This is a genomic window from Exiguobacterium sp. MMG028, assembly GCF_027947425.1.
GTDB classification, from domain to species: Bacteria; Bacillota; Bacilli; order Exiguobacteriales; family Exiguobacteriaceae; genus Exiguobacterium; species Exiguobacterium aestuarii_A.
In genome coordinates, this window is sequence record NZ_JAQJIN010000003.1 from 26640 (window position 1) to 52896 (window position 26257).

Sequence of the window (26257 nt, forward strand, 5' to 3'; positions counted from 1 at the left end):
AGGTGAGGTAGAGACGGATGAGTGATGCGATTCAAGTCAATACACCACCACATAGCGTGGAAGCGGAGCAAGCCGTCTTAGGGGCGATCATCCTCGATTCGGACCGGTTGATCACGGCCTCAGAGCGGGTCGACCCGGACGACTTTTATCGCGTCAGCCACCAGCGCATATTTGAAGCGATGTTAAAAATCAATGACCGGGGCGAACTTGTCGACTTGGTCACGCTCAGTTCAGAGCTCCAGGCGCAAGGCATTTTAGACGAAATCGGCGGTCTCAACTATTTAGCTGAGGTCGCTGAATCCGTCCCGGCCATCGGGAACATCGGCTATTACTTGAATGTCGTCGATCAAAAAGCGGCACTTCGTCGTCTGATTCGAACGGCAACGAACATCGTTTCAGATGGTTATGAGCGTCAGGACGAGGTCGATTCTGTCCTCTCGGACGCGGAGCGGAACATTCTAAAAGTATCGCAACGGAAAGGGCAGTCCAGTTTCCACCCGATTGGTTCCGTGCTATCGGATGCCTATTCGACGATTGAAAAACTGCATCAGTCGAGCGGTGAGATCACTGGGATTGCGACAGGGTTCACGGATTTAGATAAGATGACGGCCGGTTTCCAACGAAACGATTTGATTATCGTGGCCGCTCGTCCATCTGTCGGGAAGACCGCGTTCGCCTTGAACATCTCGCAAAACGTTGCCGTCCGTACGGGCGAGAACGTCGCCATCTTCAGTTTAGAGATGGGGGCGGAACAGCTCGTCATGCGTATGTTGTGTGCGGAAGGAAATATCGATGCCCAGCGCCTCCGAACCGGACGTCTTGAAGCGGAAGACTGGGGTCGCTTATCACTTGCGATGTCGTCGCTCTCACAAGCGGGCATCTATATCGACGATACGCCGGGTCTTCGCGTCAACGAGATTCGGGCGAAGTGTCGTCGCTTGAAGCAAGAACATGGTCTCGGGATGATCATGATTGACTACTTGCAGCTCATCGTCGGGAACGGCAAACCGGGCGAGAACCGACAACAGGAAGTATCGGAAATTTCACGTACGCTCAAAGCGATTGCGCGTGAACTTCAAGTACCTGTGATCGCCTTGTCACAGCTCTCTCGTGGGGTAGAGAGCCGTCAAGACAAGCGACCGATGATGTCGGATATCCGTGAATCGGGAGCGATTGAGCAGGATGCCGATATCGTCGCCTTCCTCTATCGTGATGACTATTACGATAAAGAGAGTGAAGACGCCAATACGATTGAAATCATCATTGCGAAACAACGTAACGGTCCGACCGGTACGGTCAAGCTCTCCTTCCGGAAAGAGTACAACAAGTTCGTCAATATGGAGACACAAGCCTTCGCGCCACCGATGTAACGTCGGTGGTGTCTTTTTTTATATAGGTGATTCACAAAATAACGAACGAATAGTTACATGTTATATAAAACGTTCGGTATTGGATTGACTTTCTCGCTTTTCAAGTGTACACTTACGGATGGTTTGAACAGAACGTTGATCAATAAGGAGGATTCATTATGTCATCAGTAGTCGTAGTGGGAACGCAGTGGGGCGATGAAGGGAAAGGGAAAATCACCGATTTCTTATCGAAACAAGCCGAAGTCGTCGCGCGTTATCAAGGGGGAGACAACGCTGGTCATACGATCGTCTTCAATGATACGAAATATAAACTTCACCTCATTCCGTCGGGTATCTTCTATTCGGATAAGACGTGTGTCATCGGGAACGGAATGGTCGTCAACCCGAAATCACTCGTGACAGAACTCGCTTACTTACATGAGCGCGGTGTGAGCACGGATAACCTTCGTATCTCGAACCGGGCGCACATCATCTTACCGTATCACCAGCTTCAGGATCGTTTAGAAGAAGATGCGAAAGGTGATGCGAAAGTCGGGACAACACTTAAAGGGATTGGCCCAGCATACATGGACAAAGCGGCGCGAATCGGGATTCGTATCGCAGATCTTCTCGACAAAGAAGTGTTCGCAGAAAAATTAAAGACCGTTCTCGAGTTGAAAAACCGCATGTTCGTGAAAATGTACGAGGTCGATCCAGTTGAATTTGATGACATCTTCGAAGAGTACTACGCGTATGGCCAACAGTTTGCGAAATACGTGTGTGATACATCTGTCGTCTTGAACGATTCACTCGACGAAGAGAAGAAGGTTCTCTTTGAGGGAGCACAAGGTGTCCTGCTCGATATCGACCACGGAACGTACCCGTTCGTCACATCGTCGAACGCAGCGTCAGGTGGCGTATCAAGTGGTGCTGGAATCGGTCCATCAAAAATTCATCACGTTGTCGGTGTTTGTAAAGCATATACGTCACGCGTCGGTGACGGTCCGTTCCCAACACAACTCGATGACGAGATCGGTCATACAATCCGTGAAGTCGGGAAAGAATACGGAACGACAACAGGTCGTCCACGTCGTGTCGGCTGGTTCGACTCGGTCGTCGTTCGTCACTCACGTCGTGTCAGCGGGATTACAGATCTTTGCCTCAACTCAATCGATGTGTTGACAGGTCTTGAGACGCTCAAGATTTGTACATCGTATGAGTACGAAGGAAAGCATCTTGACGAATATCCGCCGAACTTCCGCGTCCTTGAGAAGTGTGTACCAGTATACGAAGAACTTCCTGGTTGGACAGAAGACATTACGGGCGTCCGTAACTTCGAAGACCTTCCAGAAAACGCGAAACGTTACGTGCGTCGCATCGAAGAATTGACGGGTATTGAGTTATTGACCTTCTCGGTCGGACCGGCCCGTGAGCAGACGGTCATCTTGCGTGACATTTACGAAGCATAAGAAAGGGAGCCATTGCGGCTCTCTTTTTCATTTCCACGGAAATGGACCACGCTTTCTAAGCTGTATAAAAAGAGTTACAATGTAGGCATGTACGTTTAATGATAAGAGGAGGACTCACTGAATGGATCGTACGATTTTAGTGGTAGATGACGAACAACCAATCGCAGATATATTGAAGTTTAAACTTGAAAAAGAAGGTTACCAAGTGCATGTCGCCTATGACGGCGAAGAAGCGCTCGTGAAAGTAGAAGAGATTCAACCGGATCTCATCTTACTCGACATCATGCTTCCACTCAAAGACGGCATGGAAGTATGCCGTGAGGTACGGAAGAAGTATGATATGCCGATCATCATGTTGACGGCAAAAGACTCAGAGATTGATAAAGTGCTCGGACTAGAGCTCGGTGCGGACGATTACGTCACGAAACCGTTTAGCTCACGTGAGTTGTTGGCTCGCGTCAAAGCGAACATGCGACGTCATGCGACGGCGCCTGCGCCTGAAGCAAAAGGGGCGAACGCGAACGATATCGTGATCGGCGACTTGACGATTCACCCGGATTCGTACATGGTGACGAAGCGGGAAGAGAAGATCGAGCTGACGCATCGCGAGTTCGAATTGATTCATTACCTCGCGCAAAACATCGGACAAGTGATGACGCGTGAGCATTTACTCCAAACGGTCTGGGGCTATGATTACTTCGGGGACGTTCGTACCGTGGATGTTACCGTACGTCGCCTTCGTGAAAAAGTAGAGGACAACCCATCGACACCGACGTATATCATTACGCGTCGCGGGGTCGGGTATTATTTGAAGGCAGGAGAAGAAGATTAAACGATGAAACGGACGAACTTCTTTAAATCAATCCAGTGGAAGCTCGTCGTCATCTATGCGCTGCTCATTCTCGTTGCGATGCAAGTCATCGGCGTGTACTTTGTGCGTTCTTTGGAACGGCAATACATCAACAACTTCTCGCAGTCACTCGTCGATCGGGCGAACCTACTGAGCTATAACGTCAGTGAGGGGATCGCCGCGAACGAGAATGACTCGACCACGGACCAGCAGTTGAACCAGTTACTGGATCAGCTGCTGTCTGACTTTACCGAGAGCACGACGCTAGCTGACGACATTCGAGAAGTCCAAATCATCGATACGAACAGTGTCGTACGGGCGACCTCGAACCAGAACAATCAAAGTCTTGTCGGACAACGGACGGCAAGTACGTTTATCCAAAAGTCATTCGCGACAGGCGGCGCCCAAGAGACGCTCGTCTATGAAGATTCGAATGACCGGATGCGCGTCGTCGCCGTTCCCGTCAAGTCAGAAGTAGACGGGACCACAATCGGCATGATCTATATCGAGGCATCAATGCAGTCTATCTATAACCAGATGGAACAAGTCATCCGAATCCTCGCAACCGGGACGGTCATTGCCTTGATCATCACATCCTTCCTCGGTATCTTGTTATCTCGAACAATCACACGACCGATTGCCGATATGCGTCGGCAAGCCGTCGAGATGCGAAAAGGGAACTTCTCGCGGAAAGTTAAAGTGTATTCGGATGATGAGGTTGGACAACTCGCCTACGCGTTTAACGAATTGACGGACGAGTTGATGGAAGCGAATGCGACGACAGAGGCAGAGCGTCGTCGGTTGACGAGTGTCCTCGAAAACATGTCTGACGGTGTGGTTGCGACCGACCGTTCGTTACGGGTCATCTTAATGAACGACCAGGCGCGTGACATGATCGGGGTCGATGAAGAAGAAGCGATGGGTATGAACTTGCAGAGCCTTCTCGCATTCGAAGAGGAAATCGTCATCCCTGAGGATGGGACGATGCCGGCAAAACTGATTGACCTCAGTACGGATGAGGAACTGTTCCTCGTTCGAGCCTATTTCTCACCGATTCAAAAACATAGTGGACCAATCACAGGTCTTATCGTCGTCTTGCATGACGTCACCGAACAAGAGCAAGTCGAACAAGATCGCCGTGAATTCGTCGCAAACGTCAGTCACGAGTTGCGCACGCCGCTCACGACGATGCGTAGTTATTTGGAGGTCCTTGCGGAAGGCGCTTATCAGGATGATGAGTTGGCGCCGCGCTTCTTAGAGACGACGCAAAACGAGACAGAGCGAATGATTCGCCTCGTCAACGACTTGTTGCAACTCTCGAAGATGGACAGTAAAGAATATAAGATGCAGAAAGTGAAGTTCGACTTTGTGCAGTTCTTTAACGACATCATCGATCGTCATGAGATGACGAAAGGGGACGCGATTCAATTCCGTCGGAAGCTGATGAAACGTCGCGTGTACGTGCATGCCGACCAGGATAAGATGACCCAAGTAATCGATAACATCATTACGAACGCCATCAAGTTCTCACCGGAAGGCGGTACGATCACGTTCCGGACGATGCTTCGGGCGAAACGCCTCGTCATCGGCATCAAGGATGAAGGGGTCGGGATTCCGAAGTCGAACTTGAAGAAAATTTTCGAACGCTTCTATCGTGTCGATAAGGCGCGGGCGCGTAATATCGGTGGTACCGGACTCGGACTATCGATTGCCAAAGAAGTCGTATCCGCTCACGGTGGAGACATCTGGGCAGAGAGTGAATTTGGCCGCGGCACGACGATTTACTTCACGATTCCGTTCGATACGATTGTGGAGGTGAATGATTGATGAAACGGTTTACGATTGCAAAGCCAGAACTGTGGAAGTCGTTCCTTTTGCTCACGTTAATCGTCACGTCGATTGTTCAAACCATCATTTTGTGGGATTACCATCCCACCTATCAGGCAGTCCAATCGGAGACGCAATTGACGACGGTGGACGAGTCACTTCAACGTCGGGCGAATCAGGTCATCATCCCGGTTCAAGCGGTCGTGCATGACAACAATGCCGTCTTCGCTTCGAAGAACACCCCAAAGCAGTTGATGCGGGTCATTCGGGATACGTTTGAAGCGAGTGAATTCAAACCACTCGCCGCAAAAAATATCCCGAGCTTTTACACGGATATCAACGAAGGACTCGAATTGATTTTACCGGAAGCCTATTATGCGGATACGCTCAGCTATATGCTGCCGGGCACATACAGTCTGTCTGGAAAGATTCCGCAACGTGTGCTCATCTACATGGAAGACAATGCGTTTACCATCCGAACGATCATGAGTGACCAATCGATTTGGGAAGGGAAGTTGACGAAGGTCGGAAACGGCGACGTGAACAGTCTATTCCTAAAAAACTCGAGTCGGACGATGAAGCGAGTGACGTATACGGATGAACGCGTGAACTATATCCCGGTCGTCGGACCGGAGATGAATGAGTTGTTCGCATATGACGTATCGTCGATTCAAATCGATGCGCGCCTCGACTGGATGCGGGACACGTTCTTCCCAGGCGACCCGAACGTCCAGGAAGTCGACCCGGCGAGTTCGGTCGGTGCATTGACGAACGGTGTCAGCGTGGCGGAATATGACGCGAATCTGAACGCGAGTCGCTATCGGAACTTGTCTCGAAACAGCACCGAGCGGGAAACGGCACTCGGATTGGATTCGATTGTCGAATTCGTGAATTTCCATGGTGGATGGGTCGACGAGTCTTCGGAGAATCAAGGACTCTCGCTTCGTTTCGATGCCATCACACCGGCGAACAAAGGCTTTGAAACGACCGTATTCCGTTTTCATGTGAAAGGATTCCCGGTCTTTAGCCAACGTGAGGCGTTTATCAACAATGACGCCATCGACTTATCCACATTGCGTGTGGAAAACGACGGGGCGCAAGTCCGGTCCATCACACGACATCACTTAGAGATTGACCGCTTGATCACAGTCGGCACGACGCAGCTGGCTGACGCGGACGAAGTACTCGGGACACTCATCAACTCTGGACGTTTTGAGAACGTGACTGAGATTCGAATCGGTTATGAGATTGAATATAACGAGGATACGAGCCGATATGTGACGTTCTCACCGAATTGGTTCGTACGTGAAGCGGGACGTTGGGTCCCATATAATCAGTCAGAAGATTGGACAGAAAGGATGATGTATCGTGGATTGGAGTAAAGCGAAAACCATTTTAATCTTCGCCTTCCTCGCCTTGAACATCTATCTGTTGTTCCAATTGGTGACTGAGACATGGGCGACTGAAGTCGTGACGAACGACAACACGTCGATTGCACAAATTTTAGACCAACGAAACGTCGACCCGGCCAAACTGCCACGAATGGGTCGGGATATCGGCTATTTGACAGGGTCGTCTGAAGAGATGTCGGCCGCGATGATCACGAAAAATCGAGAGGCGCAACTGGCGACGACGCTCGACAATATGCAACTCGAAGTCGAGCTGAAACAGCCGGTACCGCTCGATGCAAAAGAATTGAGAACAACGGCTTCAACGTTTGTTGCGGAATATGTCCCGTTCGGAGAAGAATATGCCTACTGGCGATATGATGAAAAGACGAGACAAATCGCTTTCGTCCAAACGTTTGAAGATAATAAGATTTTCTCGGCACCTGAAGTTGAGGGAGATTCGGAGATGTATATTGGACCGTCCCTCATCTTGATTCAATTGAATGAGGCGTTTGAAGTGACGGATTATAAGCAACGTCACTTGAAAGATATCTCATCGAAACCGCAAGACGATCTTGTGTTAACGGCCAGCGAAGCCATCTCTCAACTCGCGTCACGGAAGTATTTCCAACCGAACCAGGAGATGCGGGCCATCAACACAGGGTTTTATAGCTTACCCCTCGACAGCTCTGGCGGTTTGATTATCATGCCACCGCTCTGGTCGGTCGCGATTGACGATCATGTATATTTCGTCAATGCCATCGACGGAACGGTAGAGCGCGTCGAGTTTGAAACGAAAGAATGAAAGGAGTGATGGTGTGAGTTTACAGTATAGTGTGTTAGCGAGTGGGTCGACCGGGAACGCCCTCTATATCGAGACGGAACGGACGAAGCTGCTCGTCGATGCCGGATTGACCGGGAAAGCGATGCAACAACGCATCGAAGCGATCGGTCGGTCGTTTGATGGGATCGATGCACTGCTCGTCACCCATGAGCACTCCGACCATATTAAAGGAGTAGGGATATTAGCGCGAAAGTATAACTTACCGATTTATGCGAATGCGAAGACGTGGGCAGCGATGGAATCACTTATCGGAAAGATTGACCCAGCGTTGAAGTTTCACATCGAGGTCGGGGACATCAAGCATTTCGGTGATATCGAGATTGAAACGTTCAACGTCAGTCACGATGCGGCGGACCCGATGTTTTATCAGTTTGCCCACGACGGGAAACGCTTGGCCCATATCACGGATACGGGCTACGTCTCAGACCGGATGAAAGGGATTATCCGCGGAGCTGACGACTTTATCTTTGAGTCAAACCATGACGTCTCGATGCTGCAGATGGGACGTTACCCGTGGAGCGTCAAACGACGCATCCTTGGGGACTACGGTCACGTCTCGAATGAGGATGCGGCGATTGCGATGAGTGAGGTCATCGGCGACCGGACGAAGCGGATCTATTTGGCGCACTTAAGCAAGGACAACAACATGAAAGAGCTCGCGCAAATGAGCGTCTCGCAAACACTCGGCATGCGGGACGTCGACTTAGGTCGAATCAAATTGTGCGACACGGACCCGACAATCCCCACTTCGCTCGTTTCTTTATAAGGAAACTTGGGAAAAGACAGTTATCACACTGTCTTGAAGGGGGGACGCGTCGTGAACGAAGAGAGACACCATGAGTATGAACCTCAAGACGTCGAACCTGAAGTACACGAAGCAACAGAAGAAAAACCGACGTATCCGTCTCGGAGCGAATGGCGTCCGAAGCAAGAAGAACACGTACGCCACAAGCCGAGACCGAATATAAAACCGTTGTTACTCGGAGGGGTTGGCGGATTCTTAGGAGCGGCTTTGTTTTTTGTCACAGTGATGCTCTGGGATTCGCCGACCTCTCGTTTTGTGACGAATGAACTGACGCGGACCGAGCAAGCCGTGACCGTCACCGAATCCGACGTCACATCGGCAGTTCTCGGAGCGAAGACGTCCGTTGTCAGTATTACGAACATTCAGCGGGCCTTCACTTCGGACTCGCAGTGGGAAGCGGGCGCAGGTTCTGGTGTCATTTATAAAGTGGAAGGAAACACGGCATATATCGTCACCAACTTCCATGTCATCGAAGAGGCAGACGAAATCAACATCGCCTTTTCCGACGGCCAGATCGCGTCGGCAACGATTCTCGGCGAAGACCCACTCAATGATTTGGCGGTCGCAGAAGTTGAGCTGCCAGATAATATCGATGCGAAACCGATCGTGCTTGGTGATTCGACCGTGCTACAAGCCGGTGAGACCGTCATGGCCATCGGAAATCCGCTCGGTGTCTTCTCAAACTCGGTCACCCGTGGTATCGTCAGTGGTGTCGAGCGGACGGTGCCGGTCGATACGAATAGCGACGGCTTGATGGATTACAACGCAGAAGTCATCCAGACCGATGCGGCCATCAACCCAGGGAATTCGGGCGGTGCCCTCATCAATATTCGTGGAGAACTCGTCGGAATCAATTCGATGAAAATCGCCGAAGCGAGCGTAGAAGGAGTCGGTTTCTCGATTCCAGTGAACGTGGCGCTACCGGTCATTGACATGTTAGAACGCGATGGTAAAGTGACACGAGCACAGCTCGGGGTCACGATTCAAGAAGTCATTGCGGTACCCGGTAACGTCCGGGAAGAGTACGGCATCTCATTCGATCAAGAAGACGGTGTCTTCGTCGAAGAAGTGACACCAGATAGTCCAGCCGAAGAAGCAGGACTCCGCGTCGGCGATATCATCACGCAAATCGGAGATCGGGAGATTAAACGATATGTCGATTTACGCGATGCGCTCTATCGAGATGCGACGGTCGGTGATACGATTACGATTGAGTATTTACGTCGCGGGGAAGCAAGTGAAACCGAGGCGACATTAACTGAAGCAACTTAAAGAAGCGGCGACGCTTCTTTTTTAAGGAGGAAAAACTGTGGAAAAAAAAGTATGCAAGGAACATGTTGAAATCGCTTTAGACATCATTGTGGATGAAACAGGGGAGTACCCGTTGTTAGAAGAATTATCCACAAGTGAACAAGTGACATGTGAGTTCTGTGAAGCCGACGCAACATATGTTGTGTCAAGCAAAAACTAATTATCAACATGTGGATTTGTGGATAACTCTGTGGATAACCCTATGGATAACTCCAAAAAAACTGTGGAAAAAGGAAGAATTGGATGAATATTTCAATTATCACGGTCGGCAAACTAAAAGAAAAATATTTAAAGCAAGGAATTGCCGAGTACACAAAACGGCTCTCTGCCTACGCAAAAGTGCAGGAAATCGAGGTCTCAGACGAAAAAGCACCCGAGCATTTAAGTGAGGCAGATATGTTACTAGTAAAACAAAAGGAAGGCGAGCGGATTTTAGCGAAGATATCCCCAGACACGCACGTCATCGCTTTAGCGATTCAAGGGAAGCAGCGGACGAGTGAAGCGTTCGCTCGTGAACTCGATCAACTCGCGACGTATGGAAAGAGTAAAATCGCCTTCGTCATCGGAGGATCGCTCGGTCTGTCCGACGATGTGATGAAACGAGCGGACGATACGATCTCGTTCTCGAAGATGACGTTCCCACATCAACTCATGAAGCTCGTATTGTGTGAACAGATTTATCGGGCGTATCGAATCAATCGGAATGAACCGTATCATAAGTGATTTCAAAACCTGTTTCTCTTGTATGAGATACAGGTTTTTTTGTTACTTAAAACAGAAATACAATTGTTGTTGTAAGAATCAACCAGTACAATATAGATAATTACCACCTGAAATTTATTTTTCATTACATTTGAAGGGGATTCATTACATATGGAATCGAAAAAAGATTCATTGACGAGAAAGCGGACTTCTATGTTTCAGCGGTATTTATTCCCGACTACGCTTATTGCATCGCTTGTTGTATCAGGTTCAGTAAGTTACGTAGTGAGCGAATTAAATCAGTCTGAATCAGAAAAAGTTTTTGCAGATGAAGCCTCTCAAAAGAAAATTGAACAAATGCAACAGGATTCACTCAACATCATTGAACAAGAAACCCCAAAAATTTTGGATGACTTGAAGGAGTACGAGAAAGATTTATCGGAGGTTGTCACCCAAATCGAACTAATAAATAAAAATCTTTTTTCAGTTCGTGATGTTTTAGAGCAAGTTGATTCAGCTACTCTTGTTTTATCGAGTGTGAACAGCGTGGTCAATCATCCGTTATTAGGTAAAATCAGTGGCTATGTAAGTAATGCAAATAGTGCTTTGACTGAACTGGACGCCGTTTTATTTCGATTAGAGCATTTGTCAAAAGTAAAAACAGATATGAAGGAAACTCGTGAGCGAATTGAGCAAGTATATAGTGAGTATCAAACGTCACAAGACCCAGCCATTTTAATGAAGATTGAAAAAGAACTAGATTCTGAATTGATTTATCAGATTGAAGATATTCGAAACTCAACTGTGGAGGCACATGATGCGTTAGAAATCTCTTCAAAAGTTCTTTTATCCGTAAACAAAACAGTCGCCACCTATCATTCTTTTCAATCATCAAGTGAACAAGCTATCCAAGCTCTGCAATTTTGGAAAGAGAAGAAGCAAGTGACAAAGATTGATCAAAGTGAACATGAACAACTGATGAAGGAGATTGATGAATCATCTGAACGTTTGAAAGATTTACCGGAAGATTTGGCTAAACGTTCTAATGAAACAATTTCTTCTATCAATTCGGTGAAGACAGAACTTCAAATGATTCGTCTGACAGAAGTTTTACAACATTAAACGTCTTATCATGACAAGGAGACTACGATGAACGATACGATTCACCTCCTAACAGAACGAATCGCTCCCGATTTTCTAACGACCTTTGAACGTTTTCAGGAAACGCATCGCATCTATGCCGTGGATTCAGATGGTGAGCTTTATCAAAAAGATGAGCATTACATCGATGAATGGGATGACGCGAAAAAACAACAGGTCATTGAGATTCTTAATTACTACATCGATCGTGGCGGCGTTGTTGTGGCAATCCAAAAAAGTGAAACGTTACTTGGCTTTGCCGGACTGGATGGACACCCGCTCGGAACGGAAGGACAGTATTTGAATCTGGGCTTTATTCATGTGAGTCGTCCTAATCGTGGACAGGGGATTGGTAAAGTGTTATTTGAACAGGTCTGTCAGGCAGCGGTCGATCGAGGTGCGAAGAAACTCTATATCGGGGCAAACCCAGCCGTCGATACGTATCATTTCTATGAAGCGATGGGATGCATACTAGCCGAAGAAATCGTGCCAGAAATCTATAAAGAAGAACCACTCGATTTACAACTCGAATATGTTTTATCGTCTCCTGTGACCGCATCGTAACGATGTGGTCTTTTTCATGTACAAAATCGCTCAACTCCAAGCTTTTTCTCCTATGAAGAATTGACCGATTTCAAAAAATTGTGATAGAATCACAAGGCAAATGATTATCATTATCAGTCGATAAGAATAGATGAAATCGAACAGTTGGAGTGAATGTGAAAGGATGAATACAATGAGCACACTTGAAGCATATAACATGGCATTTAAAAACGGATTGGAATTAGAGGACGATGTGGTTCTCGAGGACATGAAGCTCGGAGAATCAACGGAATGGGATTCGATTGGACACATGACGCTCATCGCAGAAATCGAAGATGCGTTTGACGTCTATATCGACTCGGATGAAATGACGGAGTTCCATTCGTATCAGTCTGGCATCGCGTTGCTGCAGCGCCTCGGTGTGGATATCCACTCATGACGCTTTTTCAAACACTCGAGCAGTACACGGATCGTGAGGCGGTCTATGCGGACCGTTCTTACACATATGGCGAGATGTTGGAGGTTGGCGACTCGATTTGTCAAGAAGTCGGCGAACGGTCGCTCGTCTTCTGTTTATGTGCCAACCGGGTCGAGTCACTCTTCGGGTATGTCGGTTTTATTCGAGGACATGTCGTACCCGTCTTGTTAGATGCGGATATCCCAGCCGAGCAATTACAGAAGTTGATGGAACGGTATGAACCGACACACGTATGGGCACCGGAATCGAGAGACGATTTGGCGAACGCGTTGGATGCTTACTATGGTTACGGTGGTTACGCTTTGTTTGAAACAGGAGCAACAGTTCACCATGAACTTCATGAAGAGTTGGCCCTTCTGTTGACGACTTCAGGGAGTACCGGAAGTCCGAAATTGGTCCGTCTCACGTATAACAACCTATCAGCGAACGCCACGTCAATCATCGATTATCTCGACATCGATCAAACGGATAAACCGATCACGACCCTTCCGATGAACTATTCGTATGGGCTCTCGATTATCAACAGTCACCTGTTGAAAGGGGCAACGATTATCCTGACAGACCGCTCGATCGTTCAAAAAGAGTTTTGGGAGTTGTGTCGCACCGAGCAGGCGACCACGTTTGGTGGGGTACCGTTTCATTACGAGATGTTAAAACGTTTGAAGTTTGAGACGTATGATTTGCCGAGTTTGAAGAAGTTGACGCAGGCGGGTGGAAAGTTAGACCCAACGCTCGCGCATCACTTCGCGACGGTGTGTGAAGAAAAAGAGATTCAATTTTTTATCATGTATGGTCAGACGGAGGCGACGGCGCGGATGTCGTATTTACCCGATCGGATGCATGCGAAAAAAGCAGGGAGCATTGGAATCGCCATCCCTGGTGGAACGCTCTCGTTACGAGATGAAGCCGGAAACGACATCAAAGATGCGAACGTGACGGGCGAATTAGTGTATCAAGGTGATAACGTGTCGTTCGGGTACGCGACTTCATTAGCCGACCTTGCGAAGGGTGACGACAATCACGGTGTCTTGCGTACAGGAGATATGGCGTACCGAGACGAGGATGGATATTTCTTCATCGTCGGCCGCATGAAGCGCATGATCAAACTATATGGAAGTCGAATCAGCCTGGACGAAGTCGAGGCCCTCCTTCGAGAGCACGGACATGACTGTGTCTGTGCCGGGGAAGACGACCAACTATATGTGTATACGTTGCAAGATGACGTCGCACGCATTCAAAAAATCATCAAAGAACAAATCAAGGTGAAAGGTGTTCGGGTGATGCAGATTGACGAGATTCCACGTAATTCGTTCGGAAAGATTCGTTATGCCGCATTGCCGAAGCGAGAACTTGTGACCACCTGATTGTCAGGAATCGGTACATCGTCAAGTTTCATAACATCAGGTGGTAAATATGACTTTTATTTCGATTGAATTTCTCTTATTTTTAACAATCATCGTTGGAACCTACTACGTGGTCCCACATCGATTCCGATGGGTACTCCTCCTCTTAGCGAGCTATGTCTTCTACGCCACGTTGAGCGTCCAATTCATTCCGCTCCTGTTGATCAGTACCGCCTTTACTTATGTGATTGGGATTCTGATTGAGAAGCAAGAAAAGAAAGAACAGAAGAAGCGGCTCATGTGGGTCGGTGTCTCCGTTCTCGTATTCTTCCTCGGATGGTTTAAATATTTTAATTTCGTCAATGATTCGCTCCGTTCGTTCGCCGCATGGAGCGGATTTGATTATGATGTGCCGTATAAAGAGATCGTGTTGCCGTTGGCCATCTCGTTCTATACGTTCCAAGCCATCAGTTATGTCGTGGACGTCTCGCGAGGGAAGCAAAAGGCGGAGCGTCATTACGGCTATTTCTCGGTCTATTTCGCCTTCTTCCCGCAACTTGTGGCGGGTCCGATTGAGCGAGCGAAAAAGCTACTTCCCCAGCTGAAGACGGAGCAGCATCTCGACTACGACAATATCAGCTATGGGATTCAGCGCATCATTTGGGGATTCTTCAAGAAGACGTTGATCGCTGACCGGTTAGCTCCGATTGTCGCAAGTGTATTCAACAGTCCAGATCCGACCGGTTCAGAAATCGTGCTCGCAACGATGCTGTTCTCCATTCAACTGTTCGCCGATTTCTCGGCATGTAGTGATATTGCCATCGGCTGTGCCAGATTGCTCGGGATTCGCTTATCGGAGAACTTTAAGCAACCGCACTTTGCCGTATCGATTGCCGACTTTTGGAACCGCTGGCACATCACACTCTCGATGTGGTTACGGGATTATATCTTCATGCCGCTCGCGAAAGGGAAGAAGAAGCGTGAGCAGATTTATGGTGCCATCCTCGCAACGTTTTTAGTGAGTGGAATCTGGCATGGTGCCGCGTGGAATTTCGTCTTATGGGGACTTATTCATGGGATCTATCGCGTCTTTGGAGACCATACGAAACAGCAGCGCGAAAAAATGGCATCATGGGTCGGGTTTGACCGCGTGCCGACACTGCATCATTGGTGGAAAATCGCCATCACGTTCCAGCTCGTCTGTTTCTCGCGCGTCTTCTTCCAATCGCATTCGATGGCAGAAGCGTTCTCGCATGCCAAATTGTACGTGACGCCTTCTTCATGGGCACCGTCAGGCATGATACAGGCGATTCAAATGTTCTCGTTGCTCGATTTAATCATCTTCCTCGTCGTCTTTGTCGTCGTTCACCTGTTCCAACATATTGAACGGACGAAAGGTTCGGCTTGGGACTGGATGGCACGTCAGTCTGCCATGACGAGTGTGGCGATCAACTTGTTCTTGATTGTCTCGGCCTTCTTGTTTGGGGTGTCGAGCCAAGGATTTGTATACGGTGGGTTTTAAGATGTACGGAAAGGAATTAGCATGAAACGTTTAGGAATCAAAATCGTCGTTGTGTTACTCGTCATGATCGCCATCTTTATTCCCGTTAACGAGTTCGTGAAAGAGTCGTGGGAATACAATAATAACCGGCCCGTTCTTGCCTTCAAGGAGGATCCTCACACAGTCGACATCATCAATTTGGGGACGTCCCATGCGATGTACGGGTATTATTTTAAACCGACCGGATTGTCGCATCTCGACTTGGCGTTACCGAGTCAACCGATTGAATATGATTTGAAGATGCTAAAAGAATACGATGAGCACCTGAAGCCAGGTGGGGTCGTGATCGTGTCCTTATCTCAAATCACGTTCAGCAATTCGGACGTTGGTCGGAAGGCGAATTACTATCGCGTCTTGGACCGTAAAGACATCGAGCCGGTCAGCCTGTTTCAATATTATACACATGAACAGTTCCCGGCATTGAATAGTGGCAGTGTTTATGCCGCGATTTCCCGGGAAATCCGGGATTTTCGGTTTGATGCGCATAAGCCATGGGAGAATAGTGGGCTGAATTACTCCGAGCGTAAGTATGAGGAAGTGGCCGCTCAGTATGAAAATGCCGTGAACAATCATGAGATTGAAGAAAACATGGCTCATTTACAAGACATCATCGACTACTGTAAACAACAAGGGTATCGTGTCGTCTTGGCGATGGAGCCGGTCCACGCGTCATACCATACGTATTTTGATGAAGACGTCATGGAACGTCTCGTGTTTCAGCACCTAGATAAACTGGACTTAGATGTTCCGTTCCTCAATTATATGGGGGATGAACGATTCATTCATGAGCAGTCGTTCTTCCATAATCCAGACCATTTGAACGGTGATGGGCGGACGCTATTGTCTTCACTCGTTTATGAAGATTTGAAGCGGTTGGGGTATATTCAAGAATAATGACTTCGTATTCAATCGAAAAGAATGCTGGCAAAAGTCCAGAATACTACGAGCAACGACAGAAACGAGACGAATGCCGTCTGATTCGATACTCGTTGCTCCGCAAAGCGTCGAAATAGTCGTTCGAGGATTGTTTGGCCGATGACGACCGCTATAAAGATGATTGCCATTTCAGCGAATAGAGAATAGTCGTTACGAAAAATAAAGATCATGGCAACAAAGAGGATGATGGAGCTGGTCAATGTGGTGAGAAAACGTTGTTTATTCAATCAAATCCCTCCCTTCTCTCATCATTACGTGTATGCTTTAGAAAAGATTCAAATAGACGGGGAGTGATTCACATCGAAACGATCTATTTAGCGGGCGGATGTCTATGGGGTGTCCAGGAGTTTGTGAAGACGTTACCGGGCGTCCTTTCAACTGAAGCAGGACGCGCGAACGGTGCGACCGATATGTTAGACGGAGAGTATGACGGTTACGCGGAGTGTGTCAAAACAACGTTCGATCCGGATGTTGTGACGATCGAAGATTTAATGCATTACTTGTTCGAAATCATTGATCCATACAGTGTCAACCAACAAGGAATCGATGTCGGGGAGAAGTATCGAACGGGCGTCTACAGTGAGGAGTCACGGCACTTGATGGAGGCGCAAGCGTTCATTGATCGACGCGCGGATGCAGAACGAATCGCTGTTGAAGTCAAACCGCTCACGAACTATGTGCGAAGTGCTGACGAGCATCAGGATCGCCTGACGCGTTGTCCGGACGATTATTGTCACATCCCGAAAGAGTTGTTAACGAAATATCGGAAAGACGAAACATCGCCAACCCCTTAATTCGGAGTTGGCGATGTTTTTAAGTCCGCTCGAGAATGTTCACGAGCATCTGATGGATGACGTCATGATCGTTTGTGTCATGCAGTTGATATGGACTCCCGGGGAGCGTGTACACATCTTTCGCTCCGACGTACGTGATGTGGAGTGTCAAGGAACCATCTTCCTGACACGCCGTCGTCAATTCCAACTCGCCACTGATGACACCGACTTCTTCCGTCATGACACCGTGGGTTGCCTTGAATGTAGAAGTAAGTTTGTTCATGAATGACTCCTTTTCTGTCTCAATAAATACAAGCGTTGATGGCTGTCGTGAGTGCTGACTTCTCTGACGATTGAAGGTTCAAGCCCCAACGGCTTTTCGTCTCGACCCACATCTTCGCATATGCACAACGCGCGCCGGTGCGAGGGGGTTGCCATGTCGACGGGTCTTGATCTCCTTTTGAGCGGTTCGATGAAGCGGACACCGCGATCAACTGAGGACCGTTCAAGTCGTTCGCAAAGCTCTGACGTTTGGTTGTCGTCCAGCTGCTTGCGCCAGAGCGCCATGCTTCAGCGAGCGGAACAACGTGGTCGATATCGATGTCAGATGCCGACGTGAACGTCAAACCGTCATAGTAACTGTACCATGAGCCGGTCGTTACCGGACATTGGTCGACGACCGAGTCAGCGTCCCGTTTCAAGACGATGTGACGCGTGTTACAACCACTTCCTTGACTCGACCAGTGCGGGAAGAGGTCCCGACTGTATCCTGTCATCGATCCTTCATTTTTGACGGTGAGCGCATTCAGTTTCGTGAGCGCATCCGCTTTCGAAGGGATATTCGGCGGGAATGCAGAGACCGGTGTCGCGTCAAATGACGCGGCCACCCAAACAAGCAATGTGACGAGTGCGACAGACATGAGTTTCTTCAACATAAAAAGCCTCCTACTATGTATTTGGAATGAACACTTGTCGAGCAAGTGGGCAACCTTTCGTGAGACAAATATCACGCAATAAATTCAACTTGATCATACACAGGACGATTTTGAAAAAGTGTGAAAATCTGCAAAATGATTAGAAAGACTATCGCAAATCCTTCTCTAGCATTAGCGAACGATTTCGTGTTATTTCTTTGGAACTAGTGAGCGATCAGGACTGGTATAATGAATGACATGGATCGAGAGAAAAGAAGAGGTGGATGGAATGAACAAGAAAGAGATTGCGGCGATTCGCCGACAGTTTAAAGTGAATGCGACGAAGCTGAAGATTGCTGACTTATATACGATTTACATCCGACAGGAAACGAATGAGATTTATTACGAAGAGTTGCGTCCGTTCCCGTTCTTAGAAGAAGAACAGCAAGAACTGTTTTTGACGAACTTCAAAAAAGTGCTCGGTGGGAAACTTGATGAAAAGTTATTCGAAGTGAAGTTCCAATATCCTGAGGAAGGTCAAGTCGACCATACGCAAGGATTGCTGTATGAAGGACTTCGTACGGAAGAGACAGACGTATGGACGGACTATATGCAACGCATCGCCTTGAAGATGGTGAAAGACACGCCATTTGAAAAAGACATGGTCGTGACGTTCATCCGGGGGAATTACAATAAGCCGACGAACCGATACTCGGAAGAGTCTGAGATTCACGCGAACGATGAAGTGTATACGACGAAGTTCATTCTCGGCAGTATCAGCCCGACAGAACTTCCGAAAAAGTCACTCGTCTTTGACTTCGTCGAGCGTGAATTCAAAGCGAGTTTGATTGTAAATCCAATCATCAAACTCGAGGCGCCAATTGGTGGATTCTTATTCCCGTGTTTCACGGATAATGCGGCCGATGTGAACCATGTCCTCTATTCGGCACATAAAGCGCATCAACCGGATATGACGTTCATTGAGAACGTGCTGAACGGTTCGGAAATCGTTACGGCAGTGGAAGAGAAGGCGGTCTTCGAAGAAGTGGTGAAAGCTGTCATCGGGGAAGAAGTCAATTCCCGGACGCTCGCGACCGTTTATGATGAGATCAATCAAATCATTGTCGCCGAAGAAGAGAACGAACAGGAAGAAGAGCGGGTAGCGATGCTCGACTCTCGTGCGGTCGAGGTCGTCCTTCGGGCGAGCGGTGTGGAAGATGTGACGACAGAAAAAGTCGAGCAGGCGTTCAAACAAGTCGTCGACGACACGAAATATGAGATGAAAGCAACGAGTGTCGTTCCGAAATATACGTCGAAATCGATTAAAATCAATACGAAAGTCGCCAATATTTCTGTCAGTCCACAAGATTTGAAATACGTGAAGCAAGTGAACTATAAAGGAAAACCATGTCTGTTGATTGAAGTGGAAGAAGAGACAGAGATTGAAGGATTCAAGCTCATCTCTGAAGAGTCGCTAGACTGACTGGAGGAAAATTGATGCATCCGCTTGAGTTGATTGACCTGTTGATTGTATTCGCCATCGTGGTTGTATTGGCTTTGCTGTCGTTTCAATTTCATGGGAAATGGCGCAGGCGTATACGGGTCGCGACGATGTGTTGTATATTAGCGTACGGAATATTCTATGCAGTTCGTCCTTATTGGGTGAATCAACAGGTGCAGGAAGAAAAAATAGTGCTCGAAGCGTATCTCAAGGACCGATATCCGACCGAAATCATCACCGTCCGCTCTATTCCTTATGGGGAGAACGGATTTGAGAGTATGAATCCTCATACATTGTTCGTGAAATTTTCGACAGAACCGGATGCTGAGTACACATATCTCGTGAGTCGTGACGAATCGATTCATCAAACGAGCCACAGTTCAACCATCGACTCAAAATTTGATTTTCTTCACTTGGAAGACTGAGCCCAAACGACAGATTGGGCTCTTTTTTGACAATCGAGTGAGGAAGGTTGAATTTGAGATTTGATACAGGTATGATGCAGGTGAAAACGTTTTCCGAAACCCATATTTTTTTAATGTTTATCGAAAGCGCTTTCGATTGTTGTGAGGTAATAAAAAACCTCAAAGACGAATATCATCTTTGAGGCTGAATCTGCATTATTTACGTGCTTTGCTCACTTTAAGTTTCTTCCCTTTGACAGGAGTCGTTTCCATCGCTTGAAGGACAATCGAGCCTTTTCCGTTAAGGATATCGACGTATGTCATTTGGTCATTGATTGTGATGATGCCGATGTCGTCAGCGGATACGCCAGGAATTTTGGCAATTGTTCCAACGAAGTCGACAGCACGAAGTTTTTTCTTCTTCCCGCCACTGAAGTGGAGCTTCATGATGTCCTGGTTAATGCGAGCTGTCTTGTTGTTTCGAACGACGCGTCGTCCGCTCAACTTTTGCTCAAAGGCATCTTGGTTAGCCGCTACGTCCGCTTCCGTCGGAGCATCGATCATCGGAATCTCGAATTGAACGTATGATTCAATAGCTCCGATGAGACGTTCTTCCTGACGGGTCATGAGCGTGATGGCTGTTCCTTGTTTGCCGGCACGTCCAGTACGACCCGTACGGTGCACGTAACTTTCCTTTTCGACAGGAACGTCATAGTTGATGACGAGTTCGACGTTGTCGACATCGATTCCACGTGCTGCGACGTCTGTCGCCACGAGGTAGCGGAAGTTACCCATCTTGAAGCCGTTCATGACGGCGAAACGGTCCTCTTGCTCGAGTCCGCCGTGGAGACGTTCAGCCGAGTAACCGGCTTTGTCGAGTTCAGCGTACACCGTATCGACGTTCTCTTTCGTACGACAGAAAATCATACAGCTATCCGGGTTTTCGACGACCGTGATGTCTTGAAGGACAGCAAGTTTCTCGTTCCGATGAACGGGAAGTAAACGGTGTTCGATTGTCGAAGCCGTCATACCTGTCGACTCGATTGCGACACGTGCCGGAGCATTCATATGCTTCTGACAGAGCCGTTCGATATCTTGTGGGAATGTTGCGGAGAAGACCATTGTGACGCGGTCTTTCGGCAACTGTTGAAGAATCTTCTCGACGTCTGCGAGAAAGCCTCGATTGAGCATTTCGTCCGCCTCATCGATGATTAAATATTCGATGCGGTCGAGTGAGAGCGTCTCACGCTCGATGTGGTCCATGACGCGACCAGGCGTACCGACGACGATATGCGTCTTTTGTTTCAATTCTTCACGCTGTTTCGAGAACGGTTCTTTCCCGTAGACGGCAGTCGCTTTGATTCGTTTGAAACGTCCGATGTTCGTCATGTCTTCCCGTACTTGAACGGCGAGTTCGCGTGTCGGTGTCAAGACGAGCACTTGCGGTTTGTTTTCGGCCCAGTCGATGAGCTCGATGACCGGAATCCCGAAAGCAGCCGTCTTTCCGCTTCCCGTCTGTGCTTTGACAATCAAGTCTTCGCGTTCGAGCGCACGGGGGATGACGTGTTGTTGTACTTCAGTCGGTGATTCGTATTTCATAATGCCTAATGCGCGAGTAATCTCATCGCTCAGGCGATAATCAGTAAATTGCTGTTTGTTCATGGGTAACCTCATTCTTTCGTGAAAACTTCTGCTTCAGAAAATTTCAATGTCTATTTGCAATACAGTCCATTATAGACCGAAAGACGGTAGGAAAGCGAATGAGAATCCATTATCCGAAGTCAGGCAACGTCGGATCGGGTTGAATCACATAAAAAATAAACTGGTCATGAACATCTTCTAACTGTTCGATCAGCTCTTCATTTTGTTGTTGATACGCTTCTAGCATTTGAGGGCATATGTAATGAACTGTTCCATCTTCACGAGCCAGGCTAGCGGTTTCTTCCTGATCAAATTGTAAAACTAACGGTTGTTGGCATGCTGTGCAGCAACCAATCTCCATCTTGTGAAAACCGATTTTTGCTCCCTCGATGAAACAAGCATCGCAATAATGCTTGATTGGATCACCGAAATGACCGAGTTCATCTGTATGGATGACTTCATGTTCGTTCAATGATTTATTGCAGCTGACGCAGTTATACATCAATAACACTCCTTTAGTGGTCTGTTCCAAAAACGTATCACGCGATGAGCCGATGTACAACTTTATCCAATAACAATATTTTATCAGGTTTAGAAACGTTGAAAGAAAGGGGCTTACATAATGGAATCCGATTATAAATATCTCGTCCAACACCTTCAACAAAGCCAATATCGAACGCACGCGAACCATCTCGAAACCACCATCAAACCCATACCGGATTCAGACCGCACCGGCGACCTTGATCCACGCGTGTTCGAAACGCTGACCGCAAATCATTCTTCACACGATGAACCGGATACAGCATTTGACCTCGAGGCGGCACGTGCCAGTATGGGTTGGCCGAATCAGGATCGGACGACGACTGATATCAAAACCGAGCATCTCATGATTCCCAGTGAGGACGGGGATATTCCGGTCCGTCTGTATCGCCCGCATCACACTGAAGCCATCCCGGCGATTCTCTTCTTCCATGGAGGTGGCTTTTTCGGAGGGACGCTCGATACGGTCGAGAATCCTTGTAAATTGCTGGCGGAACAGGCGAACGCGGTCGTCATCTCCGTCGATTATCGTCTCGCCCCGGAGCATCCGTTCCCGGCCGGATTGAACGATTGTTACCGAGCCTTTGAATGGGTGTATGACCATGCGGGTGAGTTGAACATTCTCCAAGACCGAATCGCGGTCGCCGGTGACAGTGCCGGTGGCAACTTGGCGACCGCTTGCTGTCTGATGGAGAAAGAACGAGGGGAGGGGCGCATTTGTTATCAAGCGCTCGTCTATCCCGTCGTCAATCTAGCATCCATTCCGACAAATGATTTTGAATGGACACTCGATGCGTACGATATCTCACACCATCACGACCTGATTCGAGGTGTCGTGCTCGCTCTTGCAGATCCAGATTCGCTACTAAATGACCTCTATCTTCAAGGGAAGACGGATGTCACGCATCCACTCGTCTCACCACTTTTGGCAGAGGACATCACGACTTTACCGCCAGCCTTGATTGTGACAGCCGAGTACGATTACTTACGACTTGAAGGGGAGGCGTATGCCCGAAAACTTTCAGAAGCTGGTATTCCGACTCGACTGATTCAATATCGGGGTATGGATCATGCCTTTATGGACAAATTAGGAGACTACCCACAGGCAGAAGATTGTATGAATGAAATCGCAAAAGGACTTAAGGAGCTGACGAAATGAAACAGTATACATTGGATTGGAAACGTTATGAGGAATTGGCACGTCAAGCGGTCGCGGAAGGGGTCGTGTTAGTCAAAAACGAACAGAAAACCCTCCCGTTGCAGTCTGAAACGAAGCTTGCCGTATTTGGGCGTAGTCAGTTCCATTACTATAAGAGCGGTACCGGTTCAGGTGGGATGGTGAACGTCGGATATGTCACGACACCGCTCGAAGCACTACGTGAACGTACAGACATTCATATCAATGAATCGCTTTATGCGACGTATGAGGAATGGGTGAAAGAGAACCCGTTCGACCAAGGTGTCGGTTGGGCCGGTGAACCGTGGTCGCAACAAGAGATGGACGTAACGGACGAGCTCGTCGAACAGGCGGCACAAGAATCGGATGTCGCCCTCATCATGATCGGACGTACGGCAGGGGAAGACCGTGACAATACGGCCGACCCGGGCAGTTACTTATTGACGGATATCGAACACGCGATGATTGAGCGCGTGACGAAGCGCTTCAACAAGACGGTCGTCGTGTTGAACGTCGGAAACATCATCGACATGAAGTGGGAGAATGAGCCGAGTGCAATCCTCTATGCATGGCAAGGTGGGATGGAAGGCGGAAAAGGACTCGTCGACGTGCTTGTCGGTGACGTGAGTCCTTCCGGGAAACTGACGGATACGATTGCCCGATCCATCGAGGATTATCCGTCGACAAAGAACTTTGGTCACGCGGATAAAGGGATTTATCAAGAAGATATCTATGTCGGTTACCGCTACTTTGAAACGTTCGCGAAAGACGACGTCTTGTACCCGTTCGGATTCGGATTGTCTTATACGACATTCCATACTGAAGTGAAGCGTACGGCAGAAGTCGATGGCGTTTTAACGGTTGAGGTGGAAGTGACGAACACGGGTGAGTGTGACGGGAAAGAAGTCGTCCAACTCTACGTCGAGAAACCGCAAGGAAAACTCGGAAATCCGCTCCGGTCTTTAGTAGCGTTTGAGAAAACATTGCTTCTTGAACCGGGTGAGCGACAAACCCTTTCGTTTAACGTCCAGATGACTGATTTTGCGAGCTACGACGACTCTGGCGTGACGGGTCATGAATCGAGCTTCGTTCTCGAATCAGGAACATATCGCTTATATGTCGGAACGGATGTGCGTTCGGCTACACTCGCTTTCGAAGTCGAGCAGCAGGAGCAACGCATCCTCGAGACGTTAAGCGAAAATATGGCGCCTGTCCTCCCGTTCGAACGGATGAAACCGATTCAAGGCGAACAGGGATTTGAAGTGGGCTACGAGTCGACACCGCTTCGCGCCGTTGACGTCGAGACACGTTATTTGGAAGAACGCCCTGAGACGCGAGTGTTCATGGGTGACCAAGGGATCAAATTGAGCGATGTATATCACGAGAAGACATCACTCGACACATTCTTGGATCAATTGACGGATGAGGACTTGGCGACAATCGTCCGCGGACAAGGGATGAACTCACCACGTGTCACGCCGGGTACGGCAGCTGCGTTTGGTGGCGTGTCCGACCGATTGAACGCGCTTGAGATTCCAGCTGCGTGTTGTGCCGATGGTCCATCAGGCATTCGCATGGATATCGGGACGAAGGCGTTCGCGCTTCCGAACGGGACTCTCTTGGCTTCTACGTTCAACGTCGACCTTGTTGAAGACTTGTTCGAGATGACAGGGCTTGAGATGCGGAAAAACCGCGTCGATACGTTGCTCGGACCAGGGATGAACATTCATCGCAACCCGTTGAACGGTCGGAACTTTGAGTACTTCTCGGAAGACCCGCATTTGACAGGGAAGATGGCAGTTGCTCAGTTGAACGGGATGCATCGTGTCGGTGTGACAGGAACGCTTAAGCACTTCAGCGCCAACAACCAGGAGGCGCATCGTCACGATATCGATTCGGTCGTCTCGGAGCGGGCATTACGCGAGATTTATTTGAAAGGGTTCGAGATGGCCGTGAAAGAAGGTCGGGCATCGTCAATCATGACGACATATGGTGCGGTCAATGGGATTTGGACGGCCGGGTTATACGATCAAAACACGCGCATCTTACGTGACGAGTGGGGCTTTGAAGGGATTGTCATGACGGACTGGTGGGCAAAAGTGAACTTCCGTGAGGACGAGTCCGCCAACCGTCAAAACACAGCGGCGATGGTCCGCTCGCAAAATGATTTGTATATGGTCGTCGACCGTCCAGACCTCAACTCATTCGAGGATAATACGATGGCATCGCTCGAAGAAGGCGTTGTGACACGAGGCGAGTTGTTGCGGAGCGCGCGCAACATTTGTTCATTCATCTTGAAATCGCCAGCGATGGAGCGTCTTCTCGGAATTCATGATAGTTCGGTCGAGGTGCTCTGCTTTGAAAATGAGACGAATCAACAGGATACCTTCGAGTTGGACTATCAACATCTCGAAAACGGGGAACACGTTGATTTGTCAGGAATCGACACCTCGACAGGGAACACGCACGTCTTCGCCATCTCGGTCGACCAGACCGGGACGTATGACATCACGTTGACGGCCCGTTCAAACGCTGGGGAGTTGGCGCAGATGCCGGTGACGTTGTTTGCGAACAATATCCCGGGTGCGACGTTCACGTTTAATGGGACGGACGGAGAATGGGTGACACAGACGAAGCAGGTCTTCTTCTTGAACCAGCATAATTATCTCCAACTCTATTTCGCATTGAGCGGACTCGAAGTGAAGGACGTATCTTTCACCCTTGCGGATGAGTTCAGTATGAAGAACGGATGAGCCTTACT

26 protein-coding genes are annotated in these 26257 nt (G+C 48.5%); 21 read left to right on the forward strand and 5 right to left on the reverse strand.

All coding sequences use genetic code 11. The features are described 5' to 3' along the window. Positions 1–17: 17 nt before the first annotated feature. The 16 genes from dnaB to PJK55_RS10840 all read left to right on the forward strand — a co-directional run bounded on the left by dnaB (position 18) and on the right by PJK55_RS10840 (position 16504). Positions 18–1370, forward strand: a complete 1353-nt coding sequence (gene dnaB / locus PJK55_RS10765; RefSeq protein WP_015880235.1) for a replicative DNA helicase — start codon at positions 18–20, stop codon at positions 1368–1370. 158 nt (positions 1371–1528) lie between these two features. Continuing rightward, positions 1529–2818: an adenylosuccinate synthase gene (locus PJK55_RS10770; protein WP_271305796.1), complete on the forward strand. Its 1290-nt coding sequence runs from the start codon at positions 1529–1531 to the stop codon at positions 2816–2818. Between the two features lie 121 nt (positions 2819–2939). Next, positions 2940–3650 carry a response regulator YycF gene (gene yycF, locus PJK55_RS10775; RefSeq protein ID WP_214696534.1) on the forward strand — a complete coding sequence of 237 codons (711 nt, stop codon included), beginning with the start codon at positions 2940–2942 and terminating at the stop codon, positions 3648–3650. Positions 3651–3653: 3 nt separating this feature from the next. Beyond that, complete coding sequence (walK, locus tag PJK55_RS10780; RefSeq protein WP_271305797.1) at positions 3654–5495, forward strand: cell wall metabolism sensor histidine kinase WalK; 1842 nt, start codon at positions 3654–3656, stop codon at positions 5493–5495. After that, entirely contained in the window at positions 5495–6877 is a 1383-nt protein-coding gene (yycH, locus tag PJK55_RS10785; RefSeq protein ID WP_271305798.1) for a two-component system activity regulator YycH, read from the forward strand. The genes walK and yycH overlap by 1 nt, the downstream gene beginning before the upstream one ends. Next, entirely contained in the window at positions 6864–7688 is an 825-nt protein-coding gene (locus tag PJK55_RS10790; protein WP_214785439.1) for a two-component system regulatory protein YycI, read from the forward strand. The genes yycH and PJK55_RS10790 overlap by 14 nt, the downstream gene beginning before the upstream one ends. Positions 7689–7701: 13 nt before the next feature. Then, positions 7702–8493, forward strand: a complete 792-nt coding sequence (locus tag PJK55_RS10795) for an MBL fold metallo-hydrolase (protein ID WP_271305799.1) — start codon at positions 7702–7704, stop codon at positions 8491–8493. 51 nt (positions 8494–8544) lie between these two features. Beyond that, positions 8545–9804, forward strand: a complete 1260-nt coding sequence (locus PJK55_RS10800) for a S1C family serine protease (protein ID WP_271305800.1) — start codon at positions 8545–8547, stop codon at positions 9802–9804. A 37-nt stretch (positions 9805–9841) separates the two neighbouring features. Then, complete coding sequence (locus PJK55_RS10805; RefSeq protein ID WP_214696548.1) at positions 9842–10003, forward strand: CxxH/CxxC protein; 162 nt, start codon at positions 9842–9844, stop codon at positions 10001–10003. An 83-nt stretch (positions 10004–10086) separates the two neighbouring features. Continuing rightward, positions 10087–10566 (forward strand): 23S rRNA (pseudouridine(1915)-N(3))-methyltransferase RlmH, encoded by a 480-nt coding sequence (rlmH, locus tag PJK55_RS10810; protein ID WP_214749538.1) that lies wholly within the window; start codon positions 10087–10089, stop codon positions 10564–10566. Between the two features lie 150 nt (positions 10567–10716). Next, positions 10717–11667 carry a hypothetical protein gene (locus PJK55_RS10815; protein WP_271305801.1) on the forward strand — a complete coding sequence of 317 codons (951 nt, stop codon included), beginning with the start codon at positions 10717–10719 and terminating at the stop codon, positions 11665–11667. Between the two features lie 27 nt (positions 11668–11694). Continuing rightward, the gene (locus tag PJK55_RS10820) at positions 11695–12249 is read left to right on the forward strand and encodes a GNAT family N-acetyltransferase (RefSeq protein WP_271305802.1); all 555 of its coding nucleotides are present in this window, start codon (positions 11695–11697) and stop codon (positions 12247–12249) included. 172 nt (positions 12250–12421) lie between these two features. Then, positions 12422–12667, forward strand: a complete 246-nt coding sequence (locus tag PJK55_RS10825; RefSeq protein WP_271305803.1) for an acyl carrier protein — start codon at positions 12422–12424, stop codon at positions 12665–12667. Beyond that, a complete protein-coding gene (locus PJK55_RS10830) occupies positions 12664–14070 on the forward strand; it encodes an AMP-binding protein (protein WP_271305804.1) in 1407 nt (468 codons plus the stop codon). Before PJK55_RS10825 ends, PJK55_RS10830 begins: the two co-directional genes overlap by 4 nt. 49 nt (positions 14071–14119) lie before the next feature. Beyond that, positions 14120–15571 (forward strand): MBOAT family O-acyltransferase, encoded by a 1452-nt coding sequence (locus tag PJK55_RS10835; protein WP_271305805.1) that lies wholly within the window; start codon positions 14120–14122, stop codon positions 15569–15571. Between the two features lie 21 nt (positions 15572–15592). Beyond that, complete coding sequence (locus PJK55_RS10840; protein ID WP_271305806.1) at positions 15593–16504, forward strand: hypothetical protein; 912 nt, start codon at positions 15593–15595, stop codon at positions 16502–16504. Between the two features lie 11 nt (positions 16505–16515). Here the strand turns inward: PJK55_RS10840 and PJK55_RS10845 are convergent, their stop codons facing one another. After that, entirely contained in the window at positions 16516–16773 is a 258-nt protein-coding gene (locus PJK55_RS10845; RefSeq protein WP_271305807.1) for a hypothetical protein, read from the reverse strand. A 72-nt stretch (positions 16774–16845) separates the two neighbouring features. Here PJK55_RS10845 and PJK55_RS10850 point away from each other — a divergent pair, with 72 nt between their 5' ends. Continuing rightward, positions 16846–17340, forward strand: a complete 495-nt coding sequence (locus PJK55_RS10850; RefSeq protein ID WP_271305982.1) for a peptide-methionine (S)-S-oxide reductase — start codon at positions 16846–16848, stop codon at positions 17338–17340. Between the two features lie 19 nt (positions 17341–17359). Here the strand turns inward: PJK55_RS10850 and PJK55_RS10855 are convergent, their stop codons facing one another. Together PJK55_RS10855 and PJK55_RS10860 are read right to left on the reverse strand one after the other, a co-directional pair. Further along, positions 17360–17602, reverse strand: coding sequence for a hypothetical protein (locus PJK55_RS10855; RefSeq protein ID WP_271305808.1), 243 nt, complete (start codon positions 17600–17602; stop codon positions 17360–17362). Positions 17603–17621: 19 nt separating this feature from the next. Then, positions 17622–18254 (reverse strand): HNH endonuclease family protein, encoded by a 633-nt coding sequence (locus tag PJK55_RS10860; protein ID WP_271305809.1) that lies wholly within the window; start codon positions 18252–18254, stop codon positions 17622–17624. 268 nt (positions 18255–18522) lie between these two features. Between PJK55_RS10860 and PJK55_RS10865 the strand changes: the two genes are divergently transcribed. Both PJK55_RS10865 and PJK55_RS10870 read left to right on the forward strand, forming a co-directional pair. Continuing rightward, complete coding sequence (locus PJK55_RS10865; RefSeq protein ID WP_015880257.1) at positions 18523–19716, forward strand: DUF4317 domain-containing protein; 1194 nt, start codon at positions 18523–18525, stop codon at positions 19714–19716. Positions 19717–19730: 14 nt separating this feature from the next. Then, positions 19731–20159 carry a hypothetical protein gene (locus PJK55_RS10870; RefSeq protein ID WP_271305810.1) on the forward strand — a complete coding sequence of 143 codons (429 nt, stop codon included), beginning with the start codon at positions 19731–19733 and terminating at the stop codon, positions 20157–20159. A 195-nt stretch (positions 20160–20354) separates the two neighbouring features. On the opposite strand, the gene PJK55_RS10875 is transcribed toward PJK55_RS10870, so the two are convergent. Both PJK55_RS10875 and PJK55_RS10880 read right to left on the reverse strand, forming a co-directional pair. Beyond that, positions 20355–21800, reverse strand: a complete 1446-nt coding sequence (locus PJK55_RS10875) for a DEAD/DEAH box helicase (protein ID WP_271305811.1) — start codon at positions 21798–21800, stop codon at positions 20355–20357. A gap of 109 nt (positions 21801–21909) precedes the next feature. After that, the gene (locus PJK55_RS10880; protein WP_214696593.1) at positions 21910–22281 is read right to left on the reverse strand and encodes a hypothetical protein; all 372 of its coding nucleotides are present in this window, start codon (positions 22279–22281) and stop codon (positions 21910–21912) included. 120 nt (positions 22282–22401) lie between these two features. On the opposite strand from PJK55_RS10880, the gene PJK55_RS10885 reads away from it, so the two are divergent. Both PJK55_RS10885 and PJK55_RS10890 read left to right on the forward strand, forming a co-directional pair. Continuing rightward, on the forward strand, positions 22402–23478 hold the full coding sequence (locus tag PJK55_RS10885; protein ID WP_271305812.1) for an alpha/beta hydrolase: 1077 nt from the start codon (positions 22402–22404) through the stop codon (positions 23476–23478). Further along, positions 23475–26249, forward strand: coding sequence for a glycoside hydrolase family 3 protein (locus PJK55_RS10890; RefSeq protein ID WP_271305813.1), 2775 nt, complete (start codon positions 23475–23477; stop codon positions 26247–26249). The genes PJK55_RS10885 and PJK55_RS10890 overlap by 4 nt, the downstream gene beginning before the upstream one ends. Positions 26250–26257 lie beyond the last annotated feature (8 nt).

Excerpts from the sequence above, each read along its gene's own strand:
- dnaB (WP_015880235.1), top strand. The coding sequence starts at position 18 with ATGAGTGATGCGATTCAAGTCAATACACCACCACATAGCGTGGAAGCG.
- PJK55_RS10770 (WP_271305796.1), top strand. The coding sequence starts at position 1,529 with ATGTCATCAGTAGTCGTAGTGGGAACGCAGTGGGGCGATGAAGGGAAA.
- yycF (WP_214696534.1), top strand. The coding sequence starts at position 2,940 with ATGGATCGTACGATTTTAGTGGTAGATGACGAACAACCAATCGCAGAT.
- walK (WP_271305797.1), top strand. The coding sequence starts at position 3,654 with ATGAAACGGACGAACTTCTTTAAATCAATCCAGTGGAAGCTCGTCGTC.
- yycH (WP_271305798.1), top strand. The coding sequence starts at position 5,495 with ATGAAACGGTTTACGATTGCAAAGCCAGAACTGTGGAAGTCGTTCCTT.
- rlmH (WP_214749538.1), top strand. The coding sequence starts at position 10,087 with ATGAATATTTCAATTATCACGGTCGGCAAACTAAAAGAAAAATATTTA.
- PJK55_RS10815 (WP_271305801.1), top strand. The coding sequence starts at position 10,717 with ATGGAATCGAAAAAAGATTCATTGACGAGAAAGCGGACTTCTATGTTT.
- PJK55_RS10820 (WP_271305802.1), top strand. The coding sequence starts at position 11,695 with ATGAACGATACGATTCACCTCCTAACAGAACGAATCGCTCCCGATTTT.
- PJK55_RS10825 (WP_271305803.1), top strand. The coding sequence starts at position 12,422 with ATGAGCACACTTGAAGCATATAACATGGCATTTAAAAACGGATTGGAA.
- PJK55_RS10830 (WP_271305804.1), top strand. The coding sequence starts at position 12,664 with ATGACGCTTTTTCAAACACTCGAGCAGTACACGGATCGTGAGGCGGTC.
- PJK55_RS10835 (WP_271305805.1), top strand. The coding sequence starts at position 14,120 with ATGACTTTTATTTCGATTGAATTTCTCTTATTTTTAACAATCATCGTT.
- PJK55_RS10840 (WP_271305806.1), top strand. The coding sequence starts at position 15,593 with ATGAAACGTTTAGGAATCAAAATCGTCGTTGTGTTACTCGTCATGATC.
- PJK55_RS10855 (WP_271305808.1), bottom strand. The coding sequence starts at position 17,602 with ATGAACAAACTTACTTCTACATTCAAGGCAACCCACGGTGTCATGACG.
- PJK55_RS10860 (WP_271305809.1), bottom strand. The coding sequence starts at position 18,254 with ATGTTGAAGAAACTCATGTCTGTCGCACTCGTCACATTGCTTGTTTGG.
- PJK55_RS10865 (WP_015880257.1), top strand. The coding sequence starts at position 18,523 with ATGAACAAGAAAGAGATTGCGGCGATTCGCCGACAGTTTAAAGTGAAT.
- PJK55_RS10870 (WP_271305810.1), top strand. The coding sequence starts at position 19,731 with ATGCATCCGCTTGAGTTGATTGACCTGTTGATTGTATTCGCCATCGTG.
- PJK55_RS10875 (WP_271305811.1), bottom strand. The coding sequence starts at position 21,800 with ATGAACAAACAGCAATTTACTGATTATCGCCTGAGCGATGAGATTACT.
- PJK55_RS10880 (WP_214696593.1), bottom strand. The coding sequence starts at position 22,281 with ATGTATAACTGCGTCAGCTGCAATAAATCATTGAACGAACATGAAGTC.
- PJK55_RS10885 (WP_271305812.1), top strand. The coding sequence starts at position 22,402 with ATGGAATCCGATTATAAATATCTCGTCCAACACCTTCAACAAAGCCAA.
- PJK55_RS10890 (WP_271305813.1), top strand. The coding sequence starts at position 23,475 with ATGAAACAGTATACATTGGATTGGAAACGTTATGAGGAATTGGCACGT.